General features: G+C 58.5%; 23 protein-coding genes and 1 tRNA gene. 10 read left to right on the top strand and 14 right to left on the bottom strand.

The annotated features are described in order from the left end of the window. Nucleotides 1-1,260: 1,260 nt before the first annotated feature. From Q8N04_04070 to purM, 3 genes are all read right to left on the bottom strand, one after another. Nucleotides 1,261-1,336 (bottom strand) — tRNA-Ala (locus Q8N04_04070). A 303-nt stretch (nt 1,337-1,639) separates the two neighbouring features. After that, a complete protein-coding gene (purN, locus tag Q8N04_04065) occupies nt 1,640-2,314 on the bottom strand; it encodes a phosphoribosylglycinamide formyltransferase (GenBank protein MDP3089826.1) in 675 nt (224 codons plus the stop codon). Continuing rightward, nucleotides 2,304-3,341 (bottom strand): phosphoribosylformylglycinamidine cyclo-ligase, encoded by a 1,038-nt coding sequence (purM, locus tag Q8N04_04060; protein MDP3089825.1) that lies wholly within the window; start codon nt 3,339-3,341, stop codon nt 2,304-2,306. The genes purN and purM overlap by 11 nt, the downstream gene beginning before the upstream one ends. A gap of 149 nt (nt 3,342-3,490) precedes the next feature. On the opposite strand from purM, the gene Q8N04_04055 reads away from it, so the two are divergent. Beyond that, nucleotides 3,491-4,204, top strand: a complete 714-nt coding sequence (locus tag Q8N04_04055; GenBank protein ID MDP3089824.1) for a DUF4197 domain-containing protein — start codon at nt 3,491-3,493, stop codon at nt 4,202-4,204. A gap of 44 nt (nt 4,205-4,248) precedes the next feature. Here Q8N04_04055 and Q8N04_04050 read toward each other — a convergent pair whose 3' ends face one another. The 3 genes from Q8N04_04050 to Q8N04_04040 all read right to left on the bottom strand — a co-directional run bounded on the left by Q8N04_04050 (nt 4,249) and on the right by Q8N04_04040 (nt 8,603). Next, nucleotides 4,249-5,643: a sigma-54 dependent transcriptional regulator gene (locus Q8N04_04050; protein ID MDP3089823.1), complete on the bottom strand. Its 1,395-nt coding sequence runs from the start codon at nt 5,641-5,643 to the stop codon at nt 4,249-4,251. Between the two features lie 103 nt (nt 5,644-5,746). Further along, the gene (locus Q8N04_04045) at nt 5,747-8,086 is read right to left on the bottom strand and encodes an ATP-binding protein (protein ID MDP3089822.1); all 2,340 of its coding nucleotides are present in this window, start codon (nt 8,084-8,086) and stop codon (nt 5,747-5,749) included. Nucleotides 8,087-8,213: 127 nt separating this feature from the next. Next, nucleotides 8,214-8,603: a DUF1844 domain-containing protein gene (locus Q8N04_04040; GenBank protein MDP3089821.1), complete on the bottom strand. Its 390-nt coding sequence runs from the start codon at nt 8,601-8,603 to the stop codon at nt 8,214-8,216. A 130-nt stretch (nt 8,604-8,733) separates the two neighbouring features. Between Q8N04_04040 and mazG the strand changes: the two genes are divergently transcribed. Together mazG and Q8N04_04030 are read left to right on the top strand one after the other, a co-directional pair. After that, complete coding sequence (gene mazG / locus Q8N04_04035) at nt 8,734-9,615, top strand: nucleoside triphosphate pyrophosphohydrolase (GenBank protein MDP3089820.1); 882 nt, start codon at nt 8,734-8,736, stop codon at nt 9,613-9,615. Next, the gene (locus tag Q8N04_04030; GenBank protein ID MDP3089819.1) at nt 9,612-10,229 is read left to right on the top strand and encodes a hypothetical protein; all 618 of its coding nucleotides are present in this window, start codon (nt 9,612-9,614) and stop codon (nt 10,227-10,229) included. Before mazG ends, Q8N04_04030 begins: the two co-directional genes overlap by 4 nt. Nucleotides 10,230-10,509: 280 nt before the next feature. On the opposite strand, the gene Q8N04_04025 is transcribed toward Q8N04_04030, so the two are convergent. The 4 genes from Q8N04_04025 to hemE form a co-directional block, all read right to left on the bottom strand. Further along, on the bottom strand, nt 10,510-10,917 hold the full coding sequence (locus tag Q8N04_04025; protein ID MDP3089818.1) for a hypothetical protein: 408 nt from the start codon (nt 10,915-10,917) through the stop codon (nt 10,510-10,512). A gap of 58 nt (nt 10,918-10,975) precedes the next feature. Continuing rightward, complete coding sequence (gene hemG, locus Q8N04_04020) at nt 10,976-12,445, bottom strand: protoporphyrinogen oxidase (GenBank protein MDP3089817.1); 1,470 nt, start codon at nt 12,443-12,445, stop codon at nt 10,976-10,978. Between the two features lie 3 nt (nt 12,446-12,448). Beyond that, nucleotides 12,449-13,393, bottom strand: coding sequence for a ferrochelatase (gene hemH / locus Q8N04_04015; protein MDP3089816.1), 945 nt, complete (start codon nt 13,391-13,393; stop codon nt 12,449-12,451). Nucleotides 13,394-13,473: 80 nt separating this feature from the next. Continuing rightward, on the bottom strand, nt 13,474-14,499 hold the full coding sequence (hemE, locus tag Q8N04_04010; GenBank protein ID MDP3089815.1) for a uroporphyrinogen decarboxylase: 1,026 nt from the start codon (nt 14,497-14,499) through the stop codon (nt 13,474-13,476). A 328-nt stretch (nt 14,500-14,827) separates the two neighbouring features. Here hemE and Q8N04_04005 point away from each other — a divergent pair, with 328 nt between their 5' ends. Next, on the top strand, nt 14,828-15,802 hold the full coding sequence (locus Q8N04_04005) for an acyl-CoA desaturase (protein ID MDP3089814.1): 975 nt from the start codon (nt 14,828-14,830) through the stop codon (nt 15,800-15,802). Nucleotides 15,803-15,824: 22 nt separating this feature from the next. Here the strand turns inward: Q8N04_04005 and Q8N04_04000 are convergent, their stop codons facing one another. The 4 genes from Q8N04_04000 to Q8N04_03985 all read right to left on the bottom strand — a co-directional run bounded on the left by Q8N04_04000 (nt 15,825) and on the right by Q8N04_03985 (nt 17,733). Continuing rightward, nucleotides 15,825-16,292 carry a hypothetical protein gene (locus tag Q8N04_04000; protein MDP3089813.1) on the bottom strand — a complete coding sequence of 156 codons (468 nt, stop codon included), beginning with the start codon at nt 16,290-16,292 and terminating at the stop codon, nt 15,825-15,827. A gap of 15 nt (nt 16,293-16,307) precedes the next feature. Further along, entirely contained in the window at nt 16,308-17,177 is an 870-nt protein-coding gene (locus Q8N04_03995) for a DMT family transporter (protein ID MDP3089812.1), read from the bottom strand. A 95-nt stretch (nt 17,178-17,272) separates the two neighbouring features. Then, a complete protein-coding gene (locus Q8N04_03990; GenBank protein MDP3089811.1) occupies nt 17,273-17,476 on the bottom strand; it encodes a hypothetical protein in 204 nt (67 codons plus the stop codon). 80 nt (nt 17,477-17,556) lie between these two features. Then, entirely contained in the window at nt 17,557-17,733 is a 177-nt protein-coding gene (locus Q8N04_03985) for a hypothetical protein (GenBank protein MDP3089810.1), read from the bottom strand. A gap of 164 nt (nt 17,734-17,897) precedes the next feature. Here Q8N04_03985 and Q8N04_03980 point away from each other — a divergent pair, with 164 nt between their 5' ends. From Q8N04_03980 to Q8N04_03955, 6 genes are all read left to right on the top strand, one after another. Continuing rightward, nucleotides 17,898-18,212, top strand: a complete 315-nt coding sequence (locus Q8N04_03980; protein MDP3089809.1) for a zinc ribbon domain-containing protein — start codon at nt 17,898-17,900, stop codon at nt 18,210-18,212. 62 nt (nt 18,213-18,274) lie between these two features. After that, on the top strand, nt 18,275-19,096 hold the full coding sequence (locus Q8N04_03975; protein ID MDP3089808.1) for a substrate-binding domain-containing protein: 822 nt from the start codon (nt 18,275-18,277) through the stop codon (nt 19,094-19,096). Nucleotides 19,097-19,117: 21 nt separating this feature from the next. Further along, nucleotides 19,118-19,582: an IPT/TIG domain-containing protein gene (locus Q8N04_03970; GenBank protein ID MDP3089807.1), complete on the top strand. Its 465-nt coding sequence runs from the start codon at nt 19,118-19,120 to the stop codon at nt 19,580-19,582. Between the two features lie 213 nt (nt 19,583-19,795). After that, nucleotides 19,796-20,038 (top strand): AbrB/MazE/SpoVT family DNA-binding domain-containing protein, encoded by a 243-nt coding sequence (locus Q8N04_03965; protein MDP3089806.1) that lies wholly within the window; start codon nt 19,796-19,798, stop codon nt 20,036-20,038. Continuing rightward, complete coding sequence (gene mazF / locus Q8N04_03960) at nt 20,038-20,376, top strand: endoribonuclease MazF (protein ID MDP3089805.1); 339 nt, start codon at nt 20,038-20,040, stop codon at nt 20,374-20,376. Before Q8N04_03965 ends, mazF begins: the two co-directional genes overlap by 1 nt. A gap of 88 nt (nt 20,377-20,464) precedes the next feature. Then, a partial coding sequence (locus Q8N04_03955) for a hypothetical protein (protein MDP3089804.1) occupies nt 20,465-21,788 on the top strand: 1,324 nt, incomplete at its 3' end.

The following is a 21,788-nucleotide window of genomic DNA, read 5'->3' as shown; positions in this document are numbered from 1 at the left end:
ATTCTGATGAAGAAACGGAAACATTCTAAGTTCTTCTAGTTTCCATGATCGAAAATGAGCCTGTGGCTCGTGACCAGGCTTCCTCACGGCCAGAAGTGTAGAGTGTCCCCGATTTCTCTCTCAAAAACCGGGATGCAATAACTGGCAATGCCCAAATGTCATGCGGACACGGCGTTTAATCGCGGAGCCTCGAACCCGCTCGGCGTAAAACGGGCACTTTTTCATGTACTACCCTGCCCCGCGACTGAACGCCGCCCTTGTTGGGTGCTCTTCTACCAAGCTCACGAACTAGAAGTGCCTCGTTTCCGTACCACAGGTACGCTGTTAGAAACATGAGTCGTTGAATCAGGCCATCCATCGTCGGCAGGTAGACCATTAAGATAGGAATGATGGTTGCAGTTACCAGGGCTGCAACATCGAATGCCCGACTGTACAAGTCGTGTCTTTCTCGTTGGAGCAGCCGCACCAAGACCCCTAACGCGAACGCGAAGCCCATCGCCGTAGCTGTGAACGAGTGCAAGAAGTCTTCGACAGGATCGAAAGGGGCACTGGCCACCCATGGTCGATGGGAGAAGGCAGCCGTCGCTATCATAAACACACCGAAGGCCGCATGCAGCCAATTCGCGCCGCGTGCCCACACGGACCTCAAGGATGCAGCCAGCCACAACACCGCCAATCCGAATGTGAGAAACCCGAGGCGTGCGAGCCAAGCACCAGCGACACCCTGTGCGCCGGACTCACTAGTTGTATTCGATAGCCACGAGTAACTCTCTGGCATAACCAGCGGCGCAGCCAGCAGTGAAAATGCCGAAACTGCTAGAACCAGGAGCACGCCAAGGGCCGCGAGCCTATTGCTCTGCTCTGTGGTGGGCGAAGGAACGCTCTTCATTGAAGAAAGCATGCTGAGGACAGCACCCAACAATATTTAGGCGGATCCGGATAAGAGCCGGAGTCGAAGTCGTCTGTCCGTATAACACGCCAGGAATCTTCGTGAACGATACGCCACGACCAAGGCCAATCAATGGGTCCCAACGTCGCAGCCCTGCGTTACGGGTTCTTATGCGGATCGGCATAACAAGCGTTCGGCCCTTTTGCTGAGACTTGGGCCGACGAGGTTATACAACCGCTATCGCACGGAGTACGGGGAAACTACCCAACTGTGACTGAATCAAAACAGAGACTGGCAAGAGCAAAGGGTGCGGCGTTGCTGCCCAACCTATTTTTACTGGTTGGCCGGCCAACCGAAGCTTGAGCGAAGGTTGGTGGAGGGCAGGGGAGTTGAACCCCCGACCCCTACGTTGCGAACGTAGTGCTCTCCCAACTGAGCTAGCCCCCCACCTGGCGGAACTGATGACGCGAGCCGCGGATCCCACAGGGTTGGTTGCGCATGAGCGCGCAAACGATTTACTGCGGTAGAAGAACGGGGAGGAAGTATGGCTCGCATCCTCTTCGCAGCCGGATTATACACAACCGGCCCCCGACTCTCTAGCAGGAAGCTGAAAAAGTTTGCCGGCGTCGTTCTCGCGTCGCTCAGACCCTCAACGTACCCGCTGGGGTACGCTTTCGGCCCTTCGCTCGCTGCGGCTTTGCTGACAACCTTTTTGAGCATCCTGCGAACGTATTTTTCTTCACGGCACTTTTACGACGGACCGATGACGGCCTCCCCGACCGGCCTCCCCTGCTCGATCAAGACCCGGCGCCCCTCTACGCGCAGACGGCCTTCGGCGAACAGCTGCACGGCTCTGGGATAGAGCTTATGCTCCTGCACCAGAATCCTGGCAGCCAACGTCTCGGGTGAGTCGTCATCCAAGATCGGTACGGCAGCCTGCAAAATGATCGGCCCTTCATCGACTCCCTCGGTGACAAAATGCACGGTGCAGCCGGCCAGCTTACATCCCCACTCTATGGCTTTCTTCTGCACATCCAATCCGGGGAACGACGGCAACAGCGACGGATGGATATTCATCATGCGATTGGCATAGGCGTTCACCAACACGGCCGTGACAATTTTCATGTAGCCGGCCAGCAATACCAGTTCCACATCATGCTGCTGCAGGATGGCCAGGAGCGCCCGATCGTAGGCTTCCCGGCTGTCGGGCTGCCCGGCAAACGGCTTCGGATCAACAAAGAGATCCTTCAGCCCGTGCTTTCTGGCCCGTTCAAGCGCCACGGCGTCTTTTTTATTGCTGATGACGGCGACGATGGTCGCCTGAACCGCATTGGCTTCGATACTATCGATGATGGCTTGGAGGTTGGATCCGCGCCCCGATGCGAGGACGGCCACTCGAAGAGGAGCGGTTCTCTTACCCGACATACGTTACCTGTTGATCCGTCTCAGTGCCGGCGACGATTTCGCCGATCACATATCCTTGATCGCCTAACGCCTTCGCCCCCGCAATGACGGCATCAGCCGACCCGGCGGGGACCACGAGGATCAACCCGATCCCCATGTTAAACACGCGATACATCTCGTCACGCTCGACGGAACCCAGCCGGCTGATCAGCGAGCAGATCGGCGGCACGGCCCAGCGATCCCGATGGATACGCGCCCGCACGCCGGACGGGAACACGCGCGGCAGATTTTCGGTGATCCCGCCGCCTGTAATATGTGCGACGCCCTTGATGGGATGCTCCTGAATGAGTGCCAGAATCTGCTTGGCATAAATTCTGGTGGGAACCAGCAAAGCCTCGCCGACGGTCGTCGCGAGTTCCGGCACGCGGCTGGTCACGGTGAGCTTGGCCTGTTCAAGCAGTACCCGCCGCGCGAGCGAGTAGCCGTTGCTATGCAGTCCGGATGACGCCAGCCCGATGATGACGTCACCCGGCACGATGGACCGGCCGTCGATAATCTTCGGGCGGTCCACGACGCCCACGGCGAAGCCGGCGAGGTCGTACTCTCCGTTTCCATACATCGACGGCATCTCTGCCGTTTCACCTCCGATGAGCGCACAGCCGGCCTGGCGACAGCCCTCGGCGATGCCCTTCACCACTTCCTGGGCTTTGGGAACCGATAACTTTCCCGTAGCGAAATAGTCGAGGAAGAAGAGGGGTTCAGCGCCGCTGACGACAATATCGTTCACGCACATCGCTACGAGATCGATGCCGATGGTGTCATGCCGATCCATGAGGAAGGCCACTCGGAGCTTGGTGCCGACCCCATCGGTCCCGGACACCAGCACCGGGTCCTCATACTTCTTAGCCTGGAGACGAAACAGCCCTCCGAATCCGCCAAGATCCGTCAGAACTTCCGGGCGAAAGGTCGAGCGGACGAGCGGCTTAATGCGATCGACAAATTCGTCGCCCGCATCGATATCCACACCTGAATCGCGATAAGTCGTCATAAGAGGGTCGCATCTTATACGGAGCGTCTTGTGAGGGTCAACGCAGGAATTCCGGCCCCCGACTTTTCCTCCGATGCGCCGAGACAGAGGCTCAACATTTCACTATACTGAAGCGCGCCATTCCCCCGGGCACACGAAGGAGACTCACGGTGCGACAACTGATTCCCTGGTTGGGACTGTTTTTTCTGTCATTCGCGGCCTGCACCGAACTTTCTCAATCGCTTCAGCTGTTCGGACTCCCGGCGCCGGCAGGTCTCACGCAAGACCAGATCGCCGCCGGACTCAAAGAAGCGCTCCGCATCGGGACAGAACACGCGACTGCCCTGACGGGGAAACCGGATGGATATTACCGCAATCCGTCGATCAGGATTCCTATGCCGGAACAGCTGCACTCATTTGAAAAAGGCCTGCGCGTATTCGGCTTCGGCCCGCAAGTCGACGAGTTCGTGTTGAGCATGAACCGGGCGGCAGAACGAGCCGCTCCGCAGGCCGCAGAAATATTCGCCGGTGCGATTGCGCCGATGACGTTTGCCGACGCTCAACAGATTCTATCGGGCCCGAACACCGCCGCCACCGAATACTTCAAAGCCAAAACCTCCGCGCAACTGACCGCCGCCTTTCGTCCCCATGTCGAGCAAGCCATGAACCAGATCGGCGTCACACGTCAGTACAAAGAGTTGGTCCAACATTTCAGAACGATCCCCTTCCCCAAGACCGAGCTTGTGGACCTGGATCAGTATGTAGTTGGGAAAGGACTGGAGGGGCTATTTCTGATGCTGGGCCAGGAAGAGCAGGCCATCAGGACGAATCCGGCCGCCCGCGTCACCGGCCTCCTCAAGCAAGTGTTCGGACAATCGCCTTAGGATTGCCCCGACGCCTCTCAACACGCTCCCGAAGTCCGTGACTGCTAGACCTCCGGTCGCATCTCTACTTCCAATAACTTGATTTTTCGATGGAGATGGCTGCGTTCGATCTTGAGATCTTCGGCGGTCCGCGAAATGTTCCAATGGTGCTCGCGCAGCTTCCGGCCGATATAGTCCTTTTCAAACGCATTCCGGGCATCGCGCAAAGAATCGTAGGATTTCGATAGCAGCGAACTGCTCGCCTGGGCACTCGCCGCCACACTCTGGCTGCTTCCCCGCCCCTGTAGAGACATCGCCGCCTGCGGCGCATCGATCACGCCCCCCGGCACCATGATCATCAACCGCTCAATGAGATTGCGCAATTCGCGGATATTGCCGGGCCATTCATACTGCTGAAACACCGCCATCGCTTCGGGCGTCACTTCTTTGATGCGCAGCCCCTGCTCCTCGGCATGGATCTTCATGAAATGACGGACCAGCGCAGGAATATCTTCGCGGCGTTCCCGCAACGGCGGCACGATGATCGGCACCACGTTCAGCCGGTAATACAGGTCTTCGCGGAACGTTCCCTTGGCGATTTCCTTTTCCAGGTCTTTGTTCGACGCGGCTAACACCCGCACATCCACCTTCATCAACTTGCCGCCGCCGACCCTCGTGAACTGCTGTTCTTGAAGTGCCCGCAACACCTTCGCCTGCGTGTTCAGGCTCATATCCGCGATCTCGTCCAGAAACAGCGTCCCGCCGTCGGCCTGCTCGAATTGCCCCCGTTTCATCGAGGTCGCGCCGGTAAACGACCCTTTTTCATGGCCGAACAATTCGCTTTCAATCAACGTCTCGGGAATGGCGGCGCAATTCACCGCCACGAACGGATGTTCGGCCCGGGCGGAGTGAGTATGAATCGCGCGCGCCACCAGCTCTTTGCCCGTCCCGTTCTCGCCGCCGATCAAGACCCGGCTGTTGGTGGGACCCGCCGTTTCAATCAGCTGCCGCAACTGCTGCATGACGGGAGACTGGCCGACGAGCTCGAACTTTCGCTGCACCTTCGTCTTGAGCGTCCGGTTCTCCTGCTCCAGCCGGTATTGATCGAGCGCATGCTTCACACGGAGCGTGACGTTCTCCAAAGACAGGGGCTTTTCGATGTAGTCGTAGGCCCCCAGCTTGATCGCCCTGACCGCGGTCTCGATGGACCCATGCCCCGACATCATCATGACCTGGGCCGTCGGCACGAACTCTTTCACCCGCTTCAGAGTCTCCAACCCATCCAACTCCGGCATCCAGATATCCAGAATCATGAGGTCCGGCGGATCCGTCGTGTAGATTTTCAAGGCCTCGACCCCACTGCTGGCCACGGAGACGTCATATCCCTCGTCCTCAAGGATGCTTCGCAATGAGGTCAAAATAGCGGCTTCGTCGTCGACGATTAAGATCGATGCTGACATGCGTCCCCCATATTCAGTGACTGGTAACGCGTGACAAGTCCGAGGCACACCCCCTGCCTCTTGCCACCCGTCACTCGTCACATGTCACTCGTCACTTCTTCAATTACACCGGCAAATCGAAGGTAAACACTGCGCCCTTCGGCTGATTATTCGAGGCCTGAATCTGGCCGTCATGATCGGTAATGATCCGGCGCACGATCGCCAGCCCCAGCCCCGTCCCGGTTTTCTTCCTCGTAAAGTATGGCACAAACAGCTTCTCTTGATCCTCGGGCGTAATCCCGACGCCTTCGTCGGCCACACTCACGATCGCCCGCTTGCGCTTGGTGTCGTACTTCGTACTGACCCAGACCCGCCCCGTGTGATTCATCGCCTGGATGGCATTGTCGAATAAATTCACGCAGACCCGCTTCAGCTGTTCACGATCGAAGTTGAGCACGGGAAGATCGTCATCCAACTCGACACAGAATTCGATGTCCTTATGCGCCGCGCGATAGAGCGTCAGCACCTCCTGGATCACCTCGTTCAACGACTGTCTGGCCATCTGGGGCGCAGGCAGGCGGGCGAACTTCGAGAACTCATCCACCATATGCTTCAGGCTGCCCACCTCCGTCACGATGACATTGGTCGCTTCGTCGAAAATCTTGTCGAAGTCCGGAGACTTCTCGAAAAACTTCTTGCGCAAGCGCTGGGCCGACAGCTGGATCGGCGTGAGCGGGTTCTTGATCTCATGGGCCACTCGACGGGCCACTTCCTGCCAGGCGGCGACTTTCTGCGCCTTGATCAACTCCGTCAGGTCGTCGAAGATCAGCACGTACCCTAAGTCTTTATTCGCCTCATCCCGCATGCGCGATCCGCTCAGTCGAATCTTCACCGGCTTCCCTTGCACATCCACTTGTCCTTCCAGCGACCAGTCGTCCCGATCATCGGCTTGCATCCGATCGTAGACCGCCTGAAAGACATCCAGGCCAAACTCTTTAAAGACCTCGTTCGCCTGACGATCACGAATCCGGTCGGCGGACAGCCCGAGAATACGCTCTCCGGAAGGATTGAAGGTCGTGACTATTCCGTTCCGGTCGATCGACAGCAATCCGGCGGCGATCGTCTCCACGACGGTTTCAATGTACGCCCGGCGGCGATCCAGCTCGACGTTCGTTTGCCGCAGCGAACGGTTGGCATCTTCCAGCTTGAACTTGCTGCCTTGCAAGTCCCCGGTCATGCGATTGAACGACTCGATCAAGGTGCCGATTTCGTCGGTCGCCTTGGCATCGATCTTCACCGACAAATCCCCTTGCGCCACCGCCTCGGTCGCTTCGGCCAGCCGCTGAATCGGCACCGTAATGCTGCGGGCGACATAAAATCCGAACCAGGTGGCGCTGAAGAGAATCATCACGGTCACGACCGCCACAAAGAGGTAGGCGCCGGCCTTGATCGGATTCTTCATGGCCTTGATCTGCTTATACTCTTCGTATTGCCGCCCGATTCCTTCCATCTTGGTCAACAGCGATTCCGGCACATAGGCCTCGACGACCACGACTCCGGCCAGCTCACCTCGATTGTTCCCGGCGGCCACCGGCACCCCGGCCCGCACCAGCCGGCCGGTCTGGGCCTCTTGCACGGAGGTGAACTCTTGCTTCCCGTTAATGACCTGCAACACCAGTTGGCTGACCGGAAGGTCCAACACCCCGGCGGGAATTTCCGCATCAAGCGCTTTGGTGAGCGTCTCCATTTTCGACGAAAATACTTCGATCCCCGCCACCCCGTATTCCATCCGTTTGCGGGCCATGGCCGCGATCAGCAAATCGCGCTGCTCGGACGTCAACATATCCTCGCGAAACAGTTCCTGCCCGATCGCGCGTGCGCTGTTGACGGCCAGCGCAATATGTCCGGCATGTTGCATGCGCGCCACTTCATACGAATCCTTCATCACCCGATCGATCTGATCGCTGAACCAGACATCGACCGCCTTATTGACCAGCCCGCTCGCCACAATCGCCAGCAGGATTGTCGGGATCAGCGAGAATCCGATAAAGGCCGCGATGAGCTTGGTGCGAAATCCCGACCCGACCAGCCGGTGACGCCGTTCGAAATAGGCCTTGATCAGGTTGCGCGAGAGCAGCAACGTCAGGACAACGAAACCGATCAAATCGAGGTTCAAGAGCAGCAGGACAAAGGCGTAACTCGTCGTCGGCAGAAACGAATCGGCTTCCCCCCCGCCGGGTACCGCCATCTGCGAATAGTAGAAGGTCAACGCCAGACTGGGGATGAGGAGGATCAGAACGATCCAGACCGGACGGAGATGAGGAGCCTTACGCTCAGGCTCTGTGAGACGTGAGGATTTGGTGGAGACAGCGGAACCGGACGCCCCTGCGCCGGGCAGAGGACGTTCCGCCCTGCCAGATCCCGCAGAGGAGAATGCGCGCGATGGCTGTTCCGAATCCGGCATGGGGTCGCCGACGCTCCTCGCCTGGTTGCACGAACACTGAGCCCACTATAACGGAATTGGCGGACCGTCTCAAAAGTTCCGCCATGAGCGGATCCGCAGACAACAGGTGAGCGCTGCCCCGTCGGGTCTATTTACCGGACGAGAGGGACACGTACTTCATGCGAAGCGCATAGAGCATGTCCCGTAAGACCGTCTGCTCTTCAGAGGTGAGATTCCCTTTGGTCTTCTCTTCAAGCACGGAGAGCAAATCGATAATTTCTTTGGCTTGCGGGAGATTGACGGGAACGGCCTGTTGCTGAGGGTCGAGTTTCTCCCCCATCAGCATCAGCGACGAGGAGCCCAGGGAAATGACGAAGGAGGAGAAGGTGACGGGAAACGCAGGCGCGTGATGCGCCGCATCCGATTCCGAGGACGCCGCCGGGTTGGGGGATTCGCTTGGACCAGAGGCTTTCGCGGCGGTCTCACTACTCCCACCCCGCCGATCCCGAACGACGAATCCTTCTTCTTGTTCCGCCATGGCTCCCTCACCGAGGACGCTGACTTCGTGCGCGGTACCCTACCATAGGCCCCCGGAGCTCGCAAGCCACGGACAACCGTTGAAGCCGGCATTCCTATCGGTATAGAGTGGGCGCTCAATAGAGGAACGTATGTCCGATCGCTTTTCTAAATTGATCGATCTTATGGCCACCCTCCGGGCTCCCAACGGATGTCCGTGGGACCGGAAACAAACGCACGAATCGCTGAAGCCCTACCTGCTTGAAGAAGCCTATGAAGTCCTGGAGACCATCGACCACCGGGACACCGCCAAACTCAAGGAAGAACTCGGCGATGTGCTGCTCCAAGTCATCTTCCACAGTCAGATTGCCTCCGAGGCCGGCACCTTCACCATCGACGACGTCGTCGACCACTTAGCCGCGAAACTCGTCCGCCGGCACCCGCATGTCTTCGGCGATCCGGATGCGGCGACGACGCCGACCAATGGCGAACAAGTCCTGAGCCAGTGGGAAGAGATCAAGCGGACCGAACGGCAGGCCGCCGGCGGAGCCCAGTCGGCGTTAGAGGGAGTGCCCAAAGCGCTCCCGGCTTTGCTCCGGGCCTATCAAGTCCAAGCCAGGGCGTCACGGGTCGGATTCGACTGGTCACACGATGCCACCGGGCTCGCGGATGTGTTCAAGAAGATCGCGGAGGAAATCGGCGAACTGCAAGCAGCCCTGGCAGCAGAAGCCGCGCTAGGCTCTTCCCCATCGAGCCGCGACGAGGTTGCGGGGGAACTCGGCGACCTGCTCTTTTCGCTCGTCAACCTCGCCCGCTTTCTGAAGGTCAATCCCGAAGATGCCCTGCGGCTCTCGACCAACCGCTTTGTCGACCGGTTTGTCCTGGTGGAATCCCAGGCTGCCGAACAACAACGTCCGCTGTCCGGCATGACGGCAAGTGAATTGGACGGGCTCTGGAAAAACGCCAAGCGTCGGCTTCGTGAAGCCGCCGGGCAACCAGGCACCACGATACCGGCAAAGGATATCCCCTCATGAGCGACGAGCAGAATCCCTATCAAGAAGGCAAGCGCGCCGGAGCCCACCCCCTCGTGGTAGTCTTTGCCATCTTGCTGGGCCTCTGGCTGTTTGTCGCGTTGATCGTACCCAGCTCGCGCAACAAACAAGCAGCCGGTACGGAGGGCCCTGCGGGACCGGCAGTAGAAGATCCGGAAGCCGCCCCGGTCATGTACACAGTCCACAGCAACATCACAGACATGAACGTGGTCGCGATTGTCGTCCCGCCGGAAGCCACAGATAGCCAAGTGGCCGGCCTCTTAAAACAGCTGAAGAGCGAACGGCTGGCCGGCACCCTGGGAGACCATATCCCGGCCACGACGCCGGGACATACGCTCGGCGATCATGCCGTCGCCGACATTTATGTGTTTTCGGATAAGCAATATGCGGGAGCAGAGGCGCTCAAAACCCTGGCGCTTGGCGCTCATGCCCCCGGGACACTCCTGCCGCGGGCGATTCCCTTTGAAGTAACGATGGAAGAGGTGCGTGGCCACTACCGGATCGACCTGAACGATACCGGCGCGCCGGACAAGGGATCGCTCGGCTATACCGACGAATCCGGCGTTCATTCCAAGCGCTATCGATCGATTTTCTAATGAAATCCGGTGGATTTGGCTGCTTCTTGACAGGGTCTGTCCACAGGCCCAGCACGCTTGTCAAGAGCCATTCAGGCTGTGATCGTCTCTACAAGATCTAGTAGGGGGCGACGCAGACCCCCCAATGCCTAAATCTCGGGCAGGGAGCTCGTCGGCAGATCTCGCAAGCAGATCCTCGCTTCCGGATAGAGCTGTCCACAGACGTATCCCCAGAAACTGTGTGTGAATGCATCCTGAGCGGAGGAGTATGAACAATCGCTTTTAAAGGAGGGACGATCTGCTACAAGCCAACCCGTTTCCTGACCTCTTCCCGCAAGGTCGCCTTCTCCTGCTCGAACATGGCGTCAAGCTTTTGAAATAGATGGACCAAGGGGCCCACAAAGGGGGCGAGCATCACATCGCGCCGCTCAAGCAGCATCCCCTCCGCCTCGGCAATTTGCACTTTCCAATCCGCGATCGTCCGCGACAGAACCTTGCCGATCACCATCTGCTGCCCGGGAGAACCCGCCACCGGTCCCAGCAACCGCTCGCGCAACACATCCAGCTCATCGGGAATCGAAACCTTGACGCGAATCCCGACCGGCGTCGCCCAGGCCTGCCGTTGAACGGAATAGTCATAGGAAAAGATCGGTTCCCGCGGCTCACGGAACGGCCCGCTCACATCGAAGATCGTCAGCTTGTTATCCATACACCTCGTCCCATTGAAACCATATGAACCATGTGCAACCCGTATGACGCTTTGACGCTCAGCTCCGGCCGGACGAAGCAGCGTGACGGGGCTTGAAGAGATACCCTAGCACTTTTTCTGCTGCGACTGCTCCATCGCGGATACAGTCAGGAATCCCCACGCCACGATATCCTGCGCCAGTAAGCACTAAGCCTCCGTACCGGCTCAATGCTGCATCAAGTTGGGTCAGACGATCAAGATGCCCGAGCGTGTATTGCGGCATGGCTTTCCACCAACGATTCACTTCGACATAGGTTGGCATCGCGTTAATGCCGCACAAGGCGGCCAAATCCGCCCGGATCTTCGCGACCAATTGGTCGTCGCTCAGCTGAAGAATGGCTTCACGCCCCACCCCGCCGACGTAGCAACGCGCCAGAACTTGGTCCGCCGGCGCCCGATGAGGCCACTTCAGCGATGTCCAGGTCGCCGCAATCAGATCTCTCGCCTCCGCGCGCGGCACGATGAATCCAAACCCTTCCACCGCACCCGCAACCGCCTGAGCGGGAAACGCCACGGCAACGGTCGCCGTCGATGCATAGGGAATCATCTCCAAGAGCCCGCCGGCAATCGGCGTCAAGGGACGAAGCAGCTCGGCGGACACGTACGCGGGCGTCGCCAACACCAGCGCCTCCGCCGAAAGCGCCGACCCATTATTGAGAATGAGGTCGTACATCCAGCGGCCCGGTTCATGAGATCGCACGCGCAACGCCTCGACCTGACAGCCCGTGCGCAACTCCACTCCCTGCTGTGCGAGACGCGCCGTTAAGGCCGTCACCAGATCGCCCAGCCCGTTCCGCAAACTGACGAACATGGTGCGTTTAGGTCCGCCTGCAGGAGCCGGCGGCTGCTTCTTCTTGGCGGCCATCATACCGCGAATGATGCTGCCGTATTCCTGCTCCAGCTCGACGAATCGAGGGAAGGTGGCTTTCACACTCATCTGATCCGCATCGCCGGCATAGATCCCGGCCATGAGCGGCTCTAACACTCGCTCGAACGCTTGCGATCCGAATCGCCGCCGGAAAAATGATGCGAGCGATTCATCCCCTTGTGCGGGACCGCGCGGGACCACCACGTCCAGCCCCATGCGCGCCAGTCCGGTCCAACTCAGGAGGCCGCTCCGGAGAAACGGCCCCAACTGCTTCGGCACAAAGGTGATGAGCCCCTCGGGCAATTCATGCAATCGCCCGCGCGAGAGAACAAACGCACGCTTGGCGGTCTCGTTGGTATTGATCAGTTGATCGGTCAGGCCCAGCTTCCGGCATAACTCCAGCCCGGCCTGCTTTTGCGAGAGGAAGGAGTCCGGCCCGGCTTCGGTCGTCAAGTCGCCGATTCGATGCGTCACGATCTTGCCGCCCCAGGATGGCCCGGCCTCCAACACCATGCAGCGGATATGCTGTCCGGCTGCAGCCGCTTGCTCCTGAAGAGAAAACGCCGTGGCCAGCCCCGAGATGCCGCCGCCGACGATGACGACTGTGCGAGGAGTGCTCACGAATTACTGTGCCTGAGACGATTGGTGGGCATCGATCACCGACACTAAGGTTTCAATCAGTGCCGGATCGGCGTTGAGCATGGACATCCGTTCTAATTGCATGCCTCTCTTCGCCGCCAACTGCTTCAATTCAATGTCGATATCGAACAACGTTTCCACATGATCGCAAATGAAGCCGATCGGCGCTACGAGCACCTGCCGAGGTCCTTCGCAATGTAACGCCTCCAGCGCAGACTCCACGGTCGGGCCCAGCCACGGCTCACTGGATCGCCCCTGACTCTGGTAGGCAAACCGCGTCGGCTGGGATCCGAGGCAAGCCGTGATGGCATCGACCGTGCCTTTGACCTCATCGGGATAGGGATCTTTCATGGCTACGATCCGCTCCGGCAGACTGTGGGCCGTAAACAGAATCGGAACCTGGTTCCGGATGTCCGCGGAAAATCTCAGCAGCCCCTGCCGGATATTTTCAACGATCGCCGCAATCAGTTGCGGATGCCGGTTCCAGCTTCCCACATAGCTGACGGCGCAGGTGCTCTGCAGTGCGGAACGTGCCTCTTCCACCTTTTTCCGGTAGGCCCCGGTGCTCAACGACGACTGTTGCGGCGCCATGCAGAGGCCGATGACCTGCTCCGGAGCCTCGCCGAGCAACTCGGCATAGGTCTCCTTGATGAAGGGATGCCAATGCCGCAAACCTACATACACCCGATACCGTGCGCCTCCAGATGCATTCAATCGGTGTTCAAGTTTCTTTGCGACCTCTTGCGTAATGCCGACTGCCGACGACTTCCCACCGGTGGCGCGATAGCGTTCGCGGATTTCTTCGACGAGTTCGGGAGGGGTCGGACGCCCGCCACGGACATCCAGCAAGAAGGGCTCAACGTTGTCGAGGGAGTCGGGTCCTCCCATCGCCATCAGGAGAATCGCCGTAGGGTGTTGCGGGGTCGCCATCTCACTCCTCGTCATTCGTCACACGTCAACCGTGGCAGAGTCCCCACGCTTGACGCAGGACGATTCACCATTGACGGATGTTAGCGTTGGCTGAGTTTGTGGATCATGTCGATCGTCGCCGCCACATGATCGACCGGTGTGGTCGGAAGAATGCCATGACCGAGATTGAAAATGTGGCCAGGCCGATTGCCGGCACGCCGTAAGATATCTTCGACGCGGCGTTCAATTTCATGGAGCGGCGCAAACAGGACCAGCGGATCCAGATTCCCTTGCACGGCCCGATCATGTCCGACCATCGCCCAGGCTTCATCCAGATGGATGCGCCAATCGATGCCGATCACATCGCCGCCGGCCTCGCGCATCTGCCGGAGAATTGCGGTCGTGCCGGTGCCGAAGTGGATGAGGGGAACACCCTCGTGCTTGAGCCCGTCGAAAATCAATTGGACATGAGGCTTTACATACTCGGCGTAATCCCCCGCCGAGAGACAGCCGACCCAGCTGTCGAACAGCTGCACCGCCTGCGTCCCGGCCTGGATCTGCCGTCGCAGATACCCGGTGATAACCCGCGCGAACTTATCCATGAGCTTATGCCAGCTCGCGGGATCGCTGTACATCATCTGCTTGGTGTGGAGATAGTTTCGCGATCCGCCGCCTTCGATCGCATAACTCGCGAGCGTAAACGGCGCACCGGCAAATCCGATGAGCGGCACACGCCCGTTCAACGCCCGACGCGCCTGCCTGATGGCTTCGGCCACATACTCGAGCTCACTGCCATCCACCACTTTTAGGCGTTCCACCGCAGCACGGTCACGGACCGGATTGTGAATCACCGGGCCTTCCCCCTCGGCAAACTCCAGATTCAGCCCCATCGGCTCCAGCGGCAGGAGAATGTCCGCGAAAATGATGGCGGCATCGAGTGGAAAGCGGTCGATCGGCTGCATCGTGACTTGTGCGGCCAATTCGGGCGTCTTGCACAAATCGAGCATGGAATGTTTGGCCCGCAGTGCACGGTATTCAGACATATACCGACCAGCCTGGCGCATAAACCAGACCGGCGTACAATCGACCGGCTCACGCCGGCACGCTTTGAGGAAACGATCGTTCATGAGTCGCGCATTTTAGAGACGCAGGGGCAAGAGTGTCAAATCAACAAGCGCCGATGTCTCGCCCGTCAAAAACAATAGACACTCCTCGTCACTCACATATAGAGAATAAAAGTTGGAGATCAGAACCGCTGTTTCATTTTTCAGCAGTCCATGTATAATAAGATTCTGATATCAAGCTGGCCCCCATTAGCGTGACCAGAACGGCAAATATCGGCGGCCTGCCTTTTCAGATTTCTCCAAGTGCGCCGATTACGTTGAGCATAATTGGGATCTCGCCCCATGGCGTCCTACGAGCCAGGCCGAAGTATCCCTGACCTGGAGGTAGCGAATGTCTGACGTGAGCACCTTACAACCGACCAGAGGCCAGGATCTGTGGCTGACCGTCCTTCGCTGGTTCGACTCCTGGGCGGGTCTGGAATATATGAAAACGGACGGCGTGCCGAAGATGGACTGGCTTCGCGCCATCCCCCTGATCGCCGTCCATTTGATGTGTCTCGGGGTCATTTGGGTCGGATGGAGCTGGACGGCTGTGGCGGTCGCCGTGGTCTTTTACTTCCTCCGCATGTTTGCCATCACCGGCTGGTATCACCGCTACTTTTCGCACCGCACATTCAAAACCTCCCGGACCGTCCAGCTCGCTTTCGCCATCCTGGGTGGCTCCTGCGCCCAACGTGGTCCTCTCTGGTGGGCCGGGCATCACCGGCACCATCATATTGCCTCCGATACACCGGACGATGTCCATTCGCCGAGGCAAGGCGGGTTTCTCTGGTCGCATATCGGCTGGTTTACCTCACGGACGCATTTTGCGCCGCGGCTCAAAAATATTCAGGACTTTGCTAAATTTCCAGAATTGCGATTCCTGGACCGATTCGACATTCTCGTGCCAACCCTTGCCGGATTTGGCATGTTCGGACTCGGGAAATTGCTTGAGGCCTATGCGCCAGGACTCGGCACCAACGGCCCACAGATGCTGATTTGGGGGTTCTTCATTTCTACCGTTGCGTTGCTGCACGGCACCTGCACGATCAATTCGCTGTCCCATGTCTTTGGCTCACAGCGTTACGTGACGGGCGACGACAGCCGGAACAATTTCATTCTCGCGCTCATTACGATGGGCGAAGGCTGGCACAATAACCACCACTACTATCCCGCCTCAACGAGGCAGGGATTCTATTGGTGGGAAGTCGACATGACTTACTACTGCCTGAAGATGATGGAGAAGGTCGGGTTGGTGTGGGACATTCGCGACGTGCCGGACTACGTGCGGGAGGGGAAGAGCAAACAGGACACCCTCACCGCCTGATACGAGGGCGCGTCTTCGCTACTTAGACCCAGTCGGATTCCTCGGGTGCGGGCTTTGTCGCCACTTGGCCGGCGAGCGATGCTCGTATGCGTTGGCTCTGCGCATCAAGGGCCAATACTGCATCCCCCTTTACAATCCACGCATCTTCCGGCTCCAGCTCGAAGCGGTAATGATTCTTCCGCAACGAGAACCATTCGATGTAGGGATGCGGCACCAGATTGGGATGGGGATCGAAGGACATGAGATTCACATCACCGATCTGCGGATTCTCCATGTCACCGATGACCTGCCCGGCCACATCATCGTCCTCAAAGTGCCGGTTGCGGAACTGAATCAGCTGCCCGGCGATCTCGCCTTTAAAATCTCCACAAAAATAGACATCAACCGGTCCGATCGCGGCAAAGGTAATGCGGCCGACGACAGTCCCCTCGATCCGATTATCCAAAAATCCTTCCTGTACCCACCGGCCGTTCCCGAATTTCTGCGCCATGCTAAAGACCTTTCATCATGCAGCCGGTGAAATCTGGAGCGGGCGATCGGATCCAGCCACACTCGCCCCCAACGAACCAATAATCACCGCGATCAAAATCAATCCGCTCCCGACCCACCCGAGCCAATCGAGCGACTCCCCGAGAAAATACCACGCCAGCCAGGCCGCGTAGGCCGGCTCGAGTGAAAAAATGAGCGCCACCTGTTGCGCGGGGAGCAACTGCTGCGCCCACATCTGTACAGCAAAAGCCAGGGTCGCCAAAACTCCGGTAACCGCGAGGCCGATCAACAACACCGTCGTGGGCTCAAACGCGCTTAACGTCGGATGCTCCCAGGCCATGGCCACCAACATGAGTCCGGACATGGCGACCAACTGCCAGACAAACAACGACGTCGCATCCAACTCTCGCGTGTACCGCTCCAGACAGGCCATGTGGGCGGCAAATGCCAGTGCACACCCAAGTGTTAACAGGTCTCCTAGATTGACGCTCGTTGTCGGCTTGACCAAACACCACAAGCCGATGGTGGCGATCCCGGCCGCCAACCACGAGCGCGGGCCGAAACGCCGCAAGATGAGCGGAACGAACACGACGTAGAGCGTCGTGATAAAGGCAGAATTAGACGCGGTGGTGTACCCGAGCCCCACGGTTTGCAGCACATAGCCAAGAAAGAGCCATCCGGTCGCGATCGCGCTGGCTCGGAGGACCGCCCGGTCCATCGAGACCGGGCGAGCCATCAGAACCAGGCACAGCCCCACGAGTGCCGCCCCGAGGAGAAATCTCAAAAAAAGGAACGACAAGGGGGGAATTTGGTCAAGCGCCGCTTTCGTCGCAGGAAAGGTCGCTCCCCAAATGAGAGTGGTCAGAAGTAACGCAAATCGGGGCATGGGATTGAAAGAGCACTGAGACTTGGGTGCTGAGTGCTGGGCTCGAATCTCAGAGAACGACTCAGGACCGAGCACTCAGAACTCGGCACTGCCTCTTACGGTCGACACAACGCACAGCGCCGCTGCACGTTCGTCCCGGCCTGCTCCATGGCCCGAAGAGCCCGCTCTTTATCAGGGTAATCGAACCAACCGCCCTCCCAAAAGTCGCTGGAGAAGACGTTCGCGGGAACTTCCGAGCAACGTTCTTTATGGAGCGTCACGCGATCAATGGAGCGGGCGATATGGACCCAATAAATCATGACGGCCAATCTACACTGGAAAGGGAGTGCCGGACAGAATCACCGAGGCGATACTTCGATGACCCCGCCCGACAATCGAATTACGGAACGAGAATCCACTCGTCTTTTTCGATGACGACCTTGACTCCGGTCTCCAACTTCTTCACATCGTCTTTGTCGAAGAGACGCATATACCGTTCAATGCGATCCTCGTCATCGATGCGCTCTTCCTGCATCATTCCGTTGTTCCCTTTGTACTTTCTAATCAACACCGACATCGACAGCCTCCTGTGATTCACGCTGGCAGTTCAACTACTTGGTTGTGTACAATAAGACAAAGTTCGTCGGCCGGTCAAGGGCACCGGTGTGGTATTTGCCGGGATTCCTCCGTGTGTAAAATTCACCGACGGAGCGGATCTGCCAAGAGAAAGGGAACTCGATCATGCCTGTGTATGAGTATCGGTGCGGGCAATGCTCAAAAGCATTCGAGGCGACGCAATCCGTCCATGCGCGACCGGAAGATACCGAATGTCCGTTCTGCCAGGCGCAGGACGCCACGCGGCTCCTCTCCTCCTTTGCCTCAACCGTCAAAGGCGATCACAAACCGGGCTTCGCAGAAATGAAGGCCGGCTCGATGCTCAACGAGCGCATGGACCGATTCGCCAAACTCCCCCCCTTGAACGCCAAGCGCAACGTTCCCCAGCCCAATGCCGCGTCGACCTCCGATTCCGGATCGGGCCCAGGAGCAGACTCCTAGCACATGACCACCAGGTGGCACTCATATCGACTCAGTCACGTCTCGACCACAAGGGAGCTGGCATGATCGTCAGACTGCTGTGTGCCTGTTGGGTAAGCGTCGTAGCTCTCGTGGGCTTCTCTTCCCTTTCCCATGCAGAAGTGGCGGGAAGCCTGGTGATCGCGGGCAACGGGCCGGAGAACACCACCATTGAAGCACTGGCGCACGCCTTTGAGAAAGCGAACCCCCGGGCCTACGTCGATCTCCTGTGGGAAGACAACTCCAAGCCAGTCGACATGGTGAAGTCCGGACAGGCCCATATCGCGATCACAGGATCGGAGGATCCAACCCTGGCCGGCAAACAGATTGGATGGGACGGGATCGGCATCCTCGTCCACCTCTCCAATTTCACCAAGGAAATCACCAAGCAGCAGGTCGCTGAGCTCTTTTCGGGGAAATTCACGACCTGGGCAGACGTCGGCGGGCCGGACACGCGAATCCTCCTGATCGACCGCCCGCGCAATCAGAATATCCGCGAGGCGTTTGAGTCACAACTAGGCATTGCAGGAAAGATCCCGGAGACAGCCAAAATCATCGGCCATGATGATAAAGCTGTGAAGACGGTGGTCGGCACACTCCCGCCGCTCTCCGCCGTCACCTATATTTCACTGAGTACCGGCCTCTCAGTCGTCTCTACGGGAGTTGCCGTGCGCCTGCTCCCGGTCGATAAGATCGAGCCGGAAGCGCCGACCGTCAAAGACGGCCGGTACCCGCTGCGCCGGCCGATCATGCTGCTCTCCAAGAAAGAGGCAAATCCTCTCGTCGAGGCGTTTGCGCAGTTTGCGCTGTCCGCTGCCGGGCAAGCCATCATTGCTGAAACGTACGTGCCGATGCCGAGTCCCTAGATCTTCATTAAGGAGGTCAGCATGCAGCCCCGTTCTTTACTCGCTCTTTTCGTTCTCTTCGGTTCGTTTCTTATGCTTCCGCTCTCGTCCATCCAAGCCGGTGCGGAGGACAATAACGGAGCCTTTGTCGATGGCGCGGGGTTTACGCTGTACGGCACGGAGTCCATCAAGGGGTCGGGCTCCGATAAAGTAGAGCAAGATCCGATCTGCGATCGGAGCAAGCGCCCGAAAATATTCAAGGTCCAGCCCGACGAAGCGAAGCCCGGCCAGAAAGTGACGATCACGGGCGAGAATTTCGGCAGCAAAGAATGTTTCCGCGGCGTAGCCTTCAGCGCGGCGGGGTCGGCCAAGATCGAGTACACCTTCGTCAACGACACGACTATCGAAGCCACGGTCCCCGATGTGAAAGCGGGTATGTCGTTCATCGACGTCGTCGCCGGCGGCGGCAACGCCCGGTCCAAAGGATTCTTAGTCCAGGCCAAGTAGGCGAAATCCGGCTGTGACTTCATCGGGGAGAGAGACCTTGTCTCTCCCCCTGATTACTGCCACCTCTCCATCACACACCACATTCCCTCGTCAGCTTCCATACATTGCCGACCGCGCAGAAGCGAGATCCCTTCAAGAAACCGAGCACCCTTGCTTGACGCACCTGCCACCTCATTGTAGTATCTACGCCGTATCTACATAGGGAGAATCGCGATGAAGACGACCGCGCAGAAATGGGGAAACAGCCTGGCGATCCGAGTGCCGAAGAGTGTGGCCATGCAGGTGGGGCTCAAAGCCCACGACGACCTTGAGATCGTCGTCCAGGAAGGGAATGTCGTCCTGAAGCCGCACCTTCGCCGCATCTATCGATTGGACGACTTAGTACAACGCATCACATCGAAGAATGTGCACGACGAAATCGACACCGGTGATCCGGCCGGACGAGAGGTCTGGTGATGAAAGCCCCCCGATATGTTCCAGACCGGGGAGATATCGTCTGGCTGCAATTCAATCCTCAGGCTGGCCACGAACAAGCGGGACATCGGCCAGCCCTCGTCCTGTCGCCGGCCAGTTACAATCGCGCCAGCGGGTTGATGCTGTGCTGCCCGATGACCAGCCAGAAAAAGGGCTATCCATTCGAAGTCGTCGTCACAGACGAACCCAGCCATACGAGCGTTGTGCTGGCAGATCAGGTCAAAAGCCTGGATTGGAAGATCCGAAAGGCAGTCAAGAAAGGAATCGCGCCGCTCGACGCTGTCGCAGAAACGCTTAGCAAACTACACGCGCTCCTCTAACATCCGAGTCATGATTCAGGCAGCTGAGAAACCTGAAACCCATAGAGACACATTCAGGTGTGGTCTCAAAACCGACACCTCGAGTGGCATGCCTCCGGCCCGTGAGCTTGTGAATTCCAATGCCTTCGGTTTTAACACCGCCTTGATGGACTACGACGACCGGCTTACCGGCGAAGGTACCGGGCAGACGTTGACCTATACCGCCGGGTTCAGCCGTGAGCGCTTCTCGCTCCAGACCGACGGGACCTACCGGGCGGATCGCACGCCCCTGCTGGCCGGGATGATCGCGCGGCGCAATCAAGACGGCAGTTCGACCCTGCGCGACAAGAATGGGACCGTCAGAACGTTCGGTTCCGATGGCTGGATTCGTAGCATCACGGACCGGAATGGGAACACCGTCACCATCGTGCGGAGCGGGAGCCAGATTCAGCAGATTCTTGAACCAGGCGGCCGCGCCCTCACGTTCCAATATGGTGGCGGCGGCATCAGCCAGATCGTCGATCCCTTAGGTCGGACCGTCACCTATACCTACGAAGCCTCACCGTCACCCTGGGGGAGTCCGCGCCTTCACGCGGTGGCCAATGCTGCCGGGGGTGTCACCACCTACGGCTACTCAGGTCCCTTTAATATTGCCTCCATCACCGACGCGCGCGGCATCACCTATCTGACGAATACCTATTGCAGCGGGGGGAATTGTCCGCTCGACCCGGCGGTGGTCACGCAAACCCTGGCCGATGGCGGCGTCTCGCAGATCGACTATGTCGTGACCAATCGCACGGTCACGCAAGCGACGGTGACGGATCCCCGTGGGAAAAAGACCATTCATCGATTCAATACCCGTAGCCATGACGTGGCGGTCGTCGATGCCCTCGGCCAGCAGACGCGCATGACCCGCGACTTCACGACGAATCAAGTCATGGAAGTCCGCGATCCGCTCAATCGGTTGACCAAGTTTACCTACGATCTGGCTGGCAACGTGAACTCGGTGCTCGATCCCCAGCAGAATCCCACCCTCTTTGAATATGAACCGACGTTTAACCGTGCCACGAAAATCACGGATGCCCTGAATCAAAACACCCGCTTCACCTATGATTCAGTCACCGGGAACATGCTCACCACCCTCGATCCGCTCTTGCATGCGACGAACATCACGTACAACCAGTTCGGCCAGCCGATCACGGTCACCGACGCGCTGAACCATACGACCACCTTTGAATACGACGACGTCGGCAACCTCATTGCCACCGTCGATCCCTTGGGCCACCGCACGCTGCGATTCTACGACGCCGTGTCCCGCCTGGTGGCCATCGTGGATGCACGAGGGAAGAGCACGCAATTTACCTACGATAATTTGAATCGGGTGACGCAGATTCACGATGCGATCAACGGGATCACGGCCTTCACCTATGATC

The organism is Nitrospira sp. (assembly GCA_030692565.1).
GTDB lineage: Bacteria > Nitrospirota > Nitrospiria > Nitrospirales > Nitrospiraceae > Nitrospira_D.
The sequence above is the reverse complement of the archived record's forward strand: the minus strand, read 5'-3'. Positions and strand labels throughout refer to the sequence as shown.

Excerpts from the sequence above, each read along its gene's own strand:
- purN (MDP3089826.1), bottom strand. The coding sequence starts at position 2,314 with ATGTCGGGTAAGAGAACCGCTCCTCTTCGAGTGGCCGTCCTCGCATCG.
- purM (MDP3089825.1), bottom strand. The coding sequence starts at position 3,341 with ATGACGACTTATCGCGATTCAGGTGTGGATATCGATGCGGGCGACGAA.
- Q8N04_04050 (MDP3089823.1), bottom strand. The coding sequence starts at position 5,643 with ATGTCAGCATCGATCTTAATCGTCGACGACGAAGCCGCTATTTTGACC.
- Q8N04_04045 (MDP3089822.1), bottom strand. The coding sequence starts at position 8,086 with ATGCCGGATTCGGAACAGCCATCGCGCGCATTCTCCTCTGCGGGATCT.
- Q8N04_04040 (MDP3089821.1), bottom strand. The coding sequence starts at position 8,603 with ATGGCGGAACAAGAAGAAGGATTCGTCGTTCGGGATCGGCGGGGTGGG.
- mazG (MDP3089820.1), top strand. The coding sequence starts at position 8,734 with ATGTCCGATCGCTTTTCTAAATTGATCGATCTTATGGCCACCCTCCGG.
- Q8N04_04030 (MDP3089819.1), top strand. The coding sequence starts at position 9,612 with ATGAGCGACGAGCAGAATCCCTATCAAGAAGGCAAGCGCGCCGGAGCC.
- Q8N04_04025 (MDP3089818.1), bottom strand. The coding sequence starts at position 10,917 with ATGGATAACAAGCTGACGATCTTCGATGTGAGCGGGCCGTTCCGTGAG.
- hemH (MDP3089816.1), bottom strand. The coding sequence starts at position 13,393 with ATGGCGACCCCGCAACACCCTACGGCGATTCTCCTGATGGCGATGGGA.
- hemE (MDP3089815.1), bottom strand. The coding sequence starts at position 14,499 with ATGAACGATCGTTTCCTCAAAGCGTGCCGGCGTGAGCCGGTCGATTGT.
- Q8N04_04005 (MDP3089814.1), top strand. The coding sequence starts at position 14,828 with ATGTCTGACGTGAGCACCTTACAACCGACCAGAGGCCAGGATCTGTGG.
- Q8N04_04000 (MDP3089813.1), bottom strand. The coding sequence starts at position 16,292 with ATGGCGCAGAAATTCGGGAACGGCCGGTGGGTACAGGAAGGATTTTTG.
- Q8N04_03995 (MDP3089812.1), bottom strand. The coding sequence starts at position 17,177 with ATGCCCCGATTTGCGTTACTTCTGACCACTCTCATTTGGGGAGCGACC.
- Q8N04_03990 (MDP3089811.1), bottom strand. The coding sequence starts at position 17,476 with ATGATTTATTGGGTCCATATCGCCCGCTCCATTGATCGCGTGACGCTC.
- Q8N04_03985 (MDP3089810.1), bottom strand. The coding sequence starts at position 17,733 with ATGTCGGTGTTGATTAGAAAGTACAAAGGGAACAACGGAATGATGCAG.
- Q8N04_03980 (MDP3089809.1), top strand. The coding sequence starts at position 17,898 with ATGCCTGTGTATGAGTATCGGTGCGGGCAATGCTCAAAAGCATTCGAG.
- Q8N04_03975 (MDP3089808.1), top strand. The coding sequence starts at position 18,275 with ATGATCGTCAGACTGCTGTGTGCCTGTTGGGTAAGCGTCGTAGCTCTC.
- Q8N04_03970 (MDP3089807.1), top strand. The coding sequence starts at position 19,118 with ATGCAGCCCCGTTCTTTACTCGCTCTTTTCGTTCTCTTCGGTTCGTTT.
- Q8N04_03965 (MDP3089806.1), top strand. The coding sequence starts at position 19,796 with ATGAAGACGACCGCGCAGAAATGGGGAAACAGCCTGGCGATCCGAGTG.
- mazF (MDP3089805.1), top strand. The coding sequence starts at position 20,038 with ATGAAAGCCCCCCGATATGTTCCAGACCGGGGAGATATCGTCTGGCTG.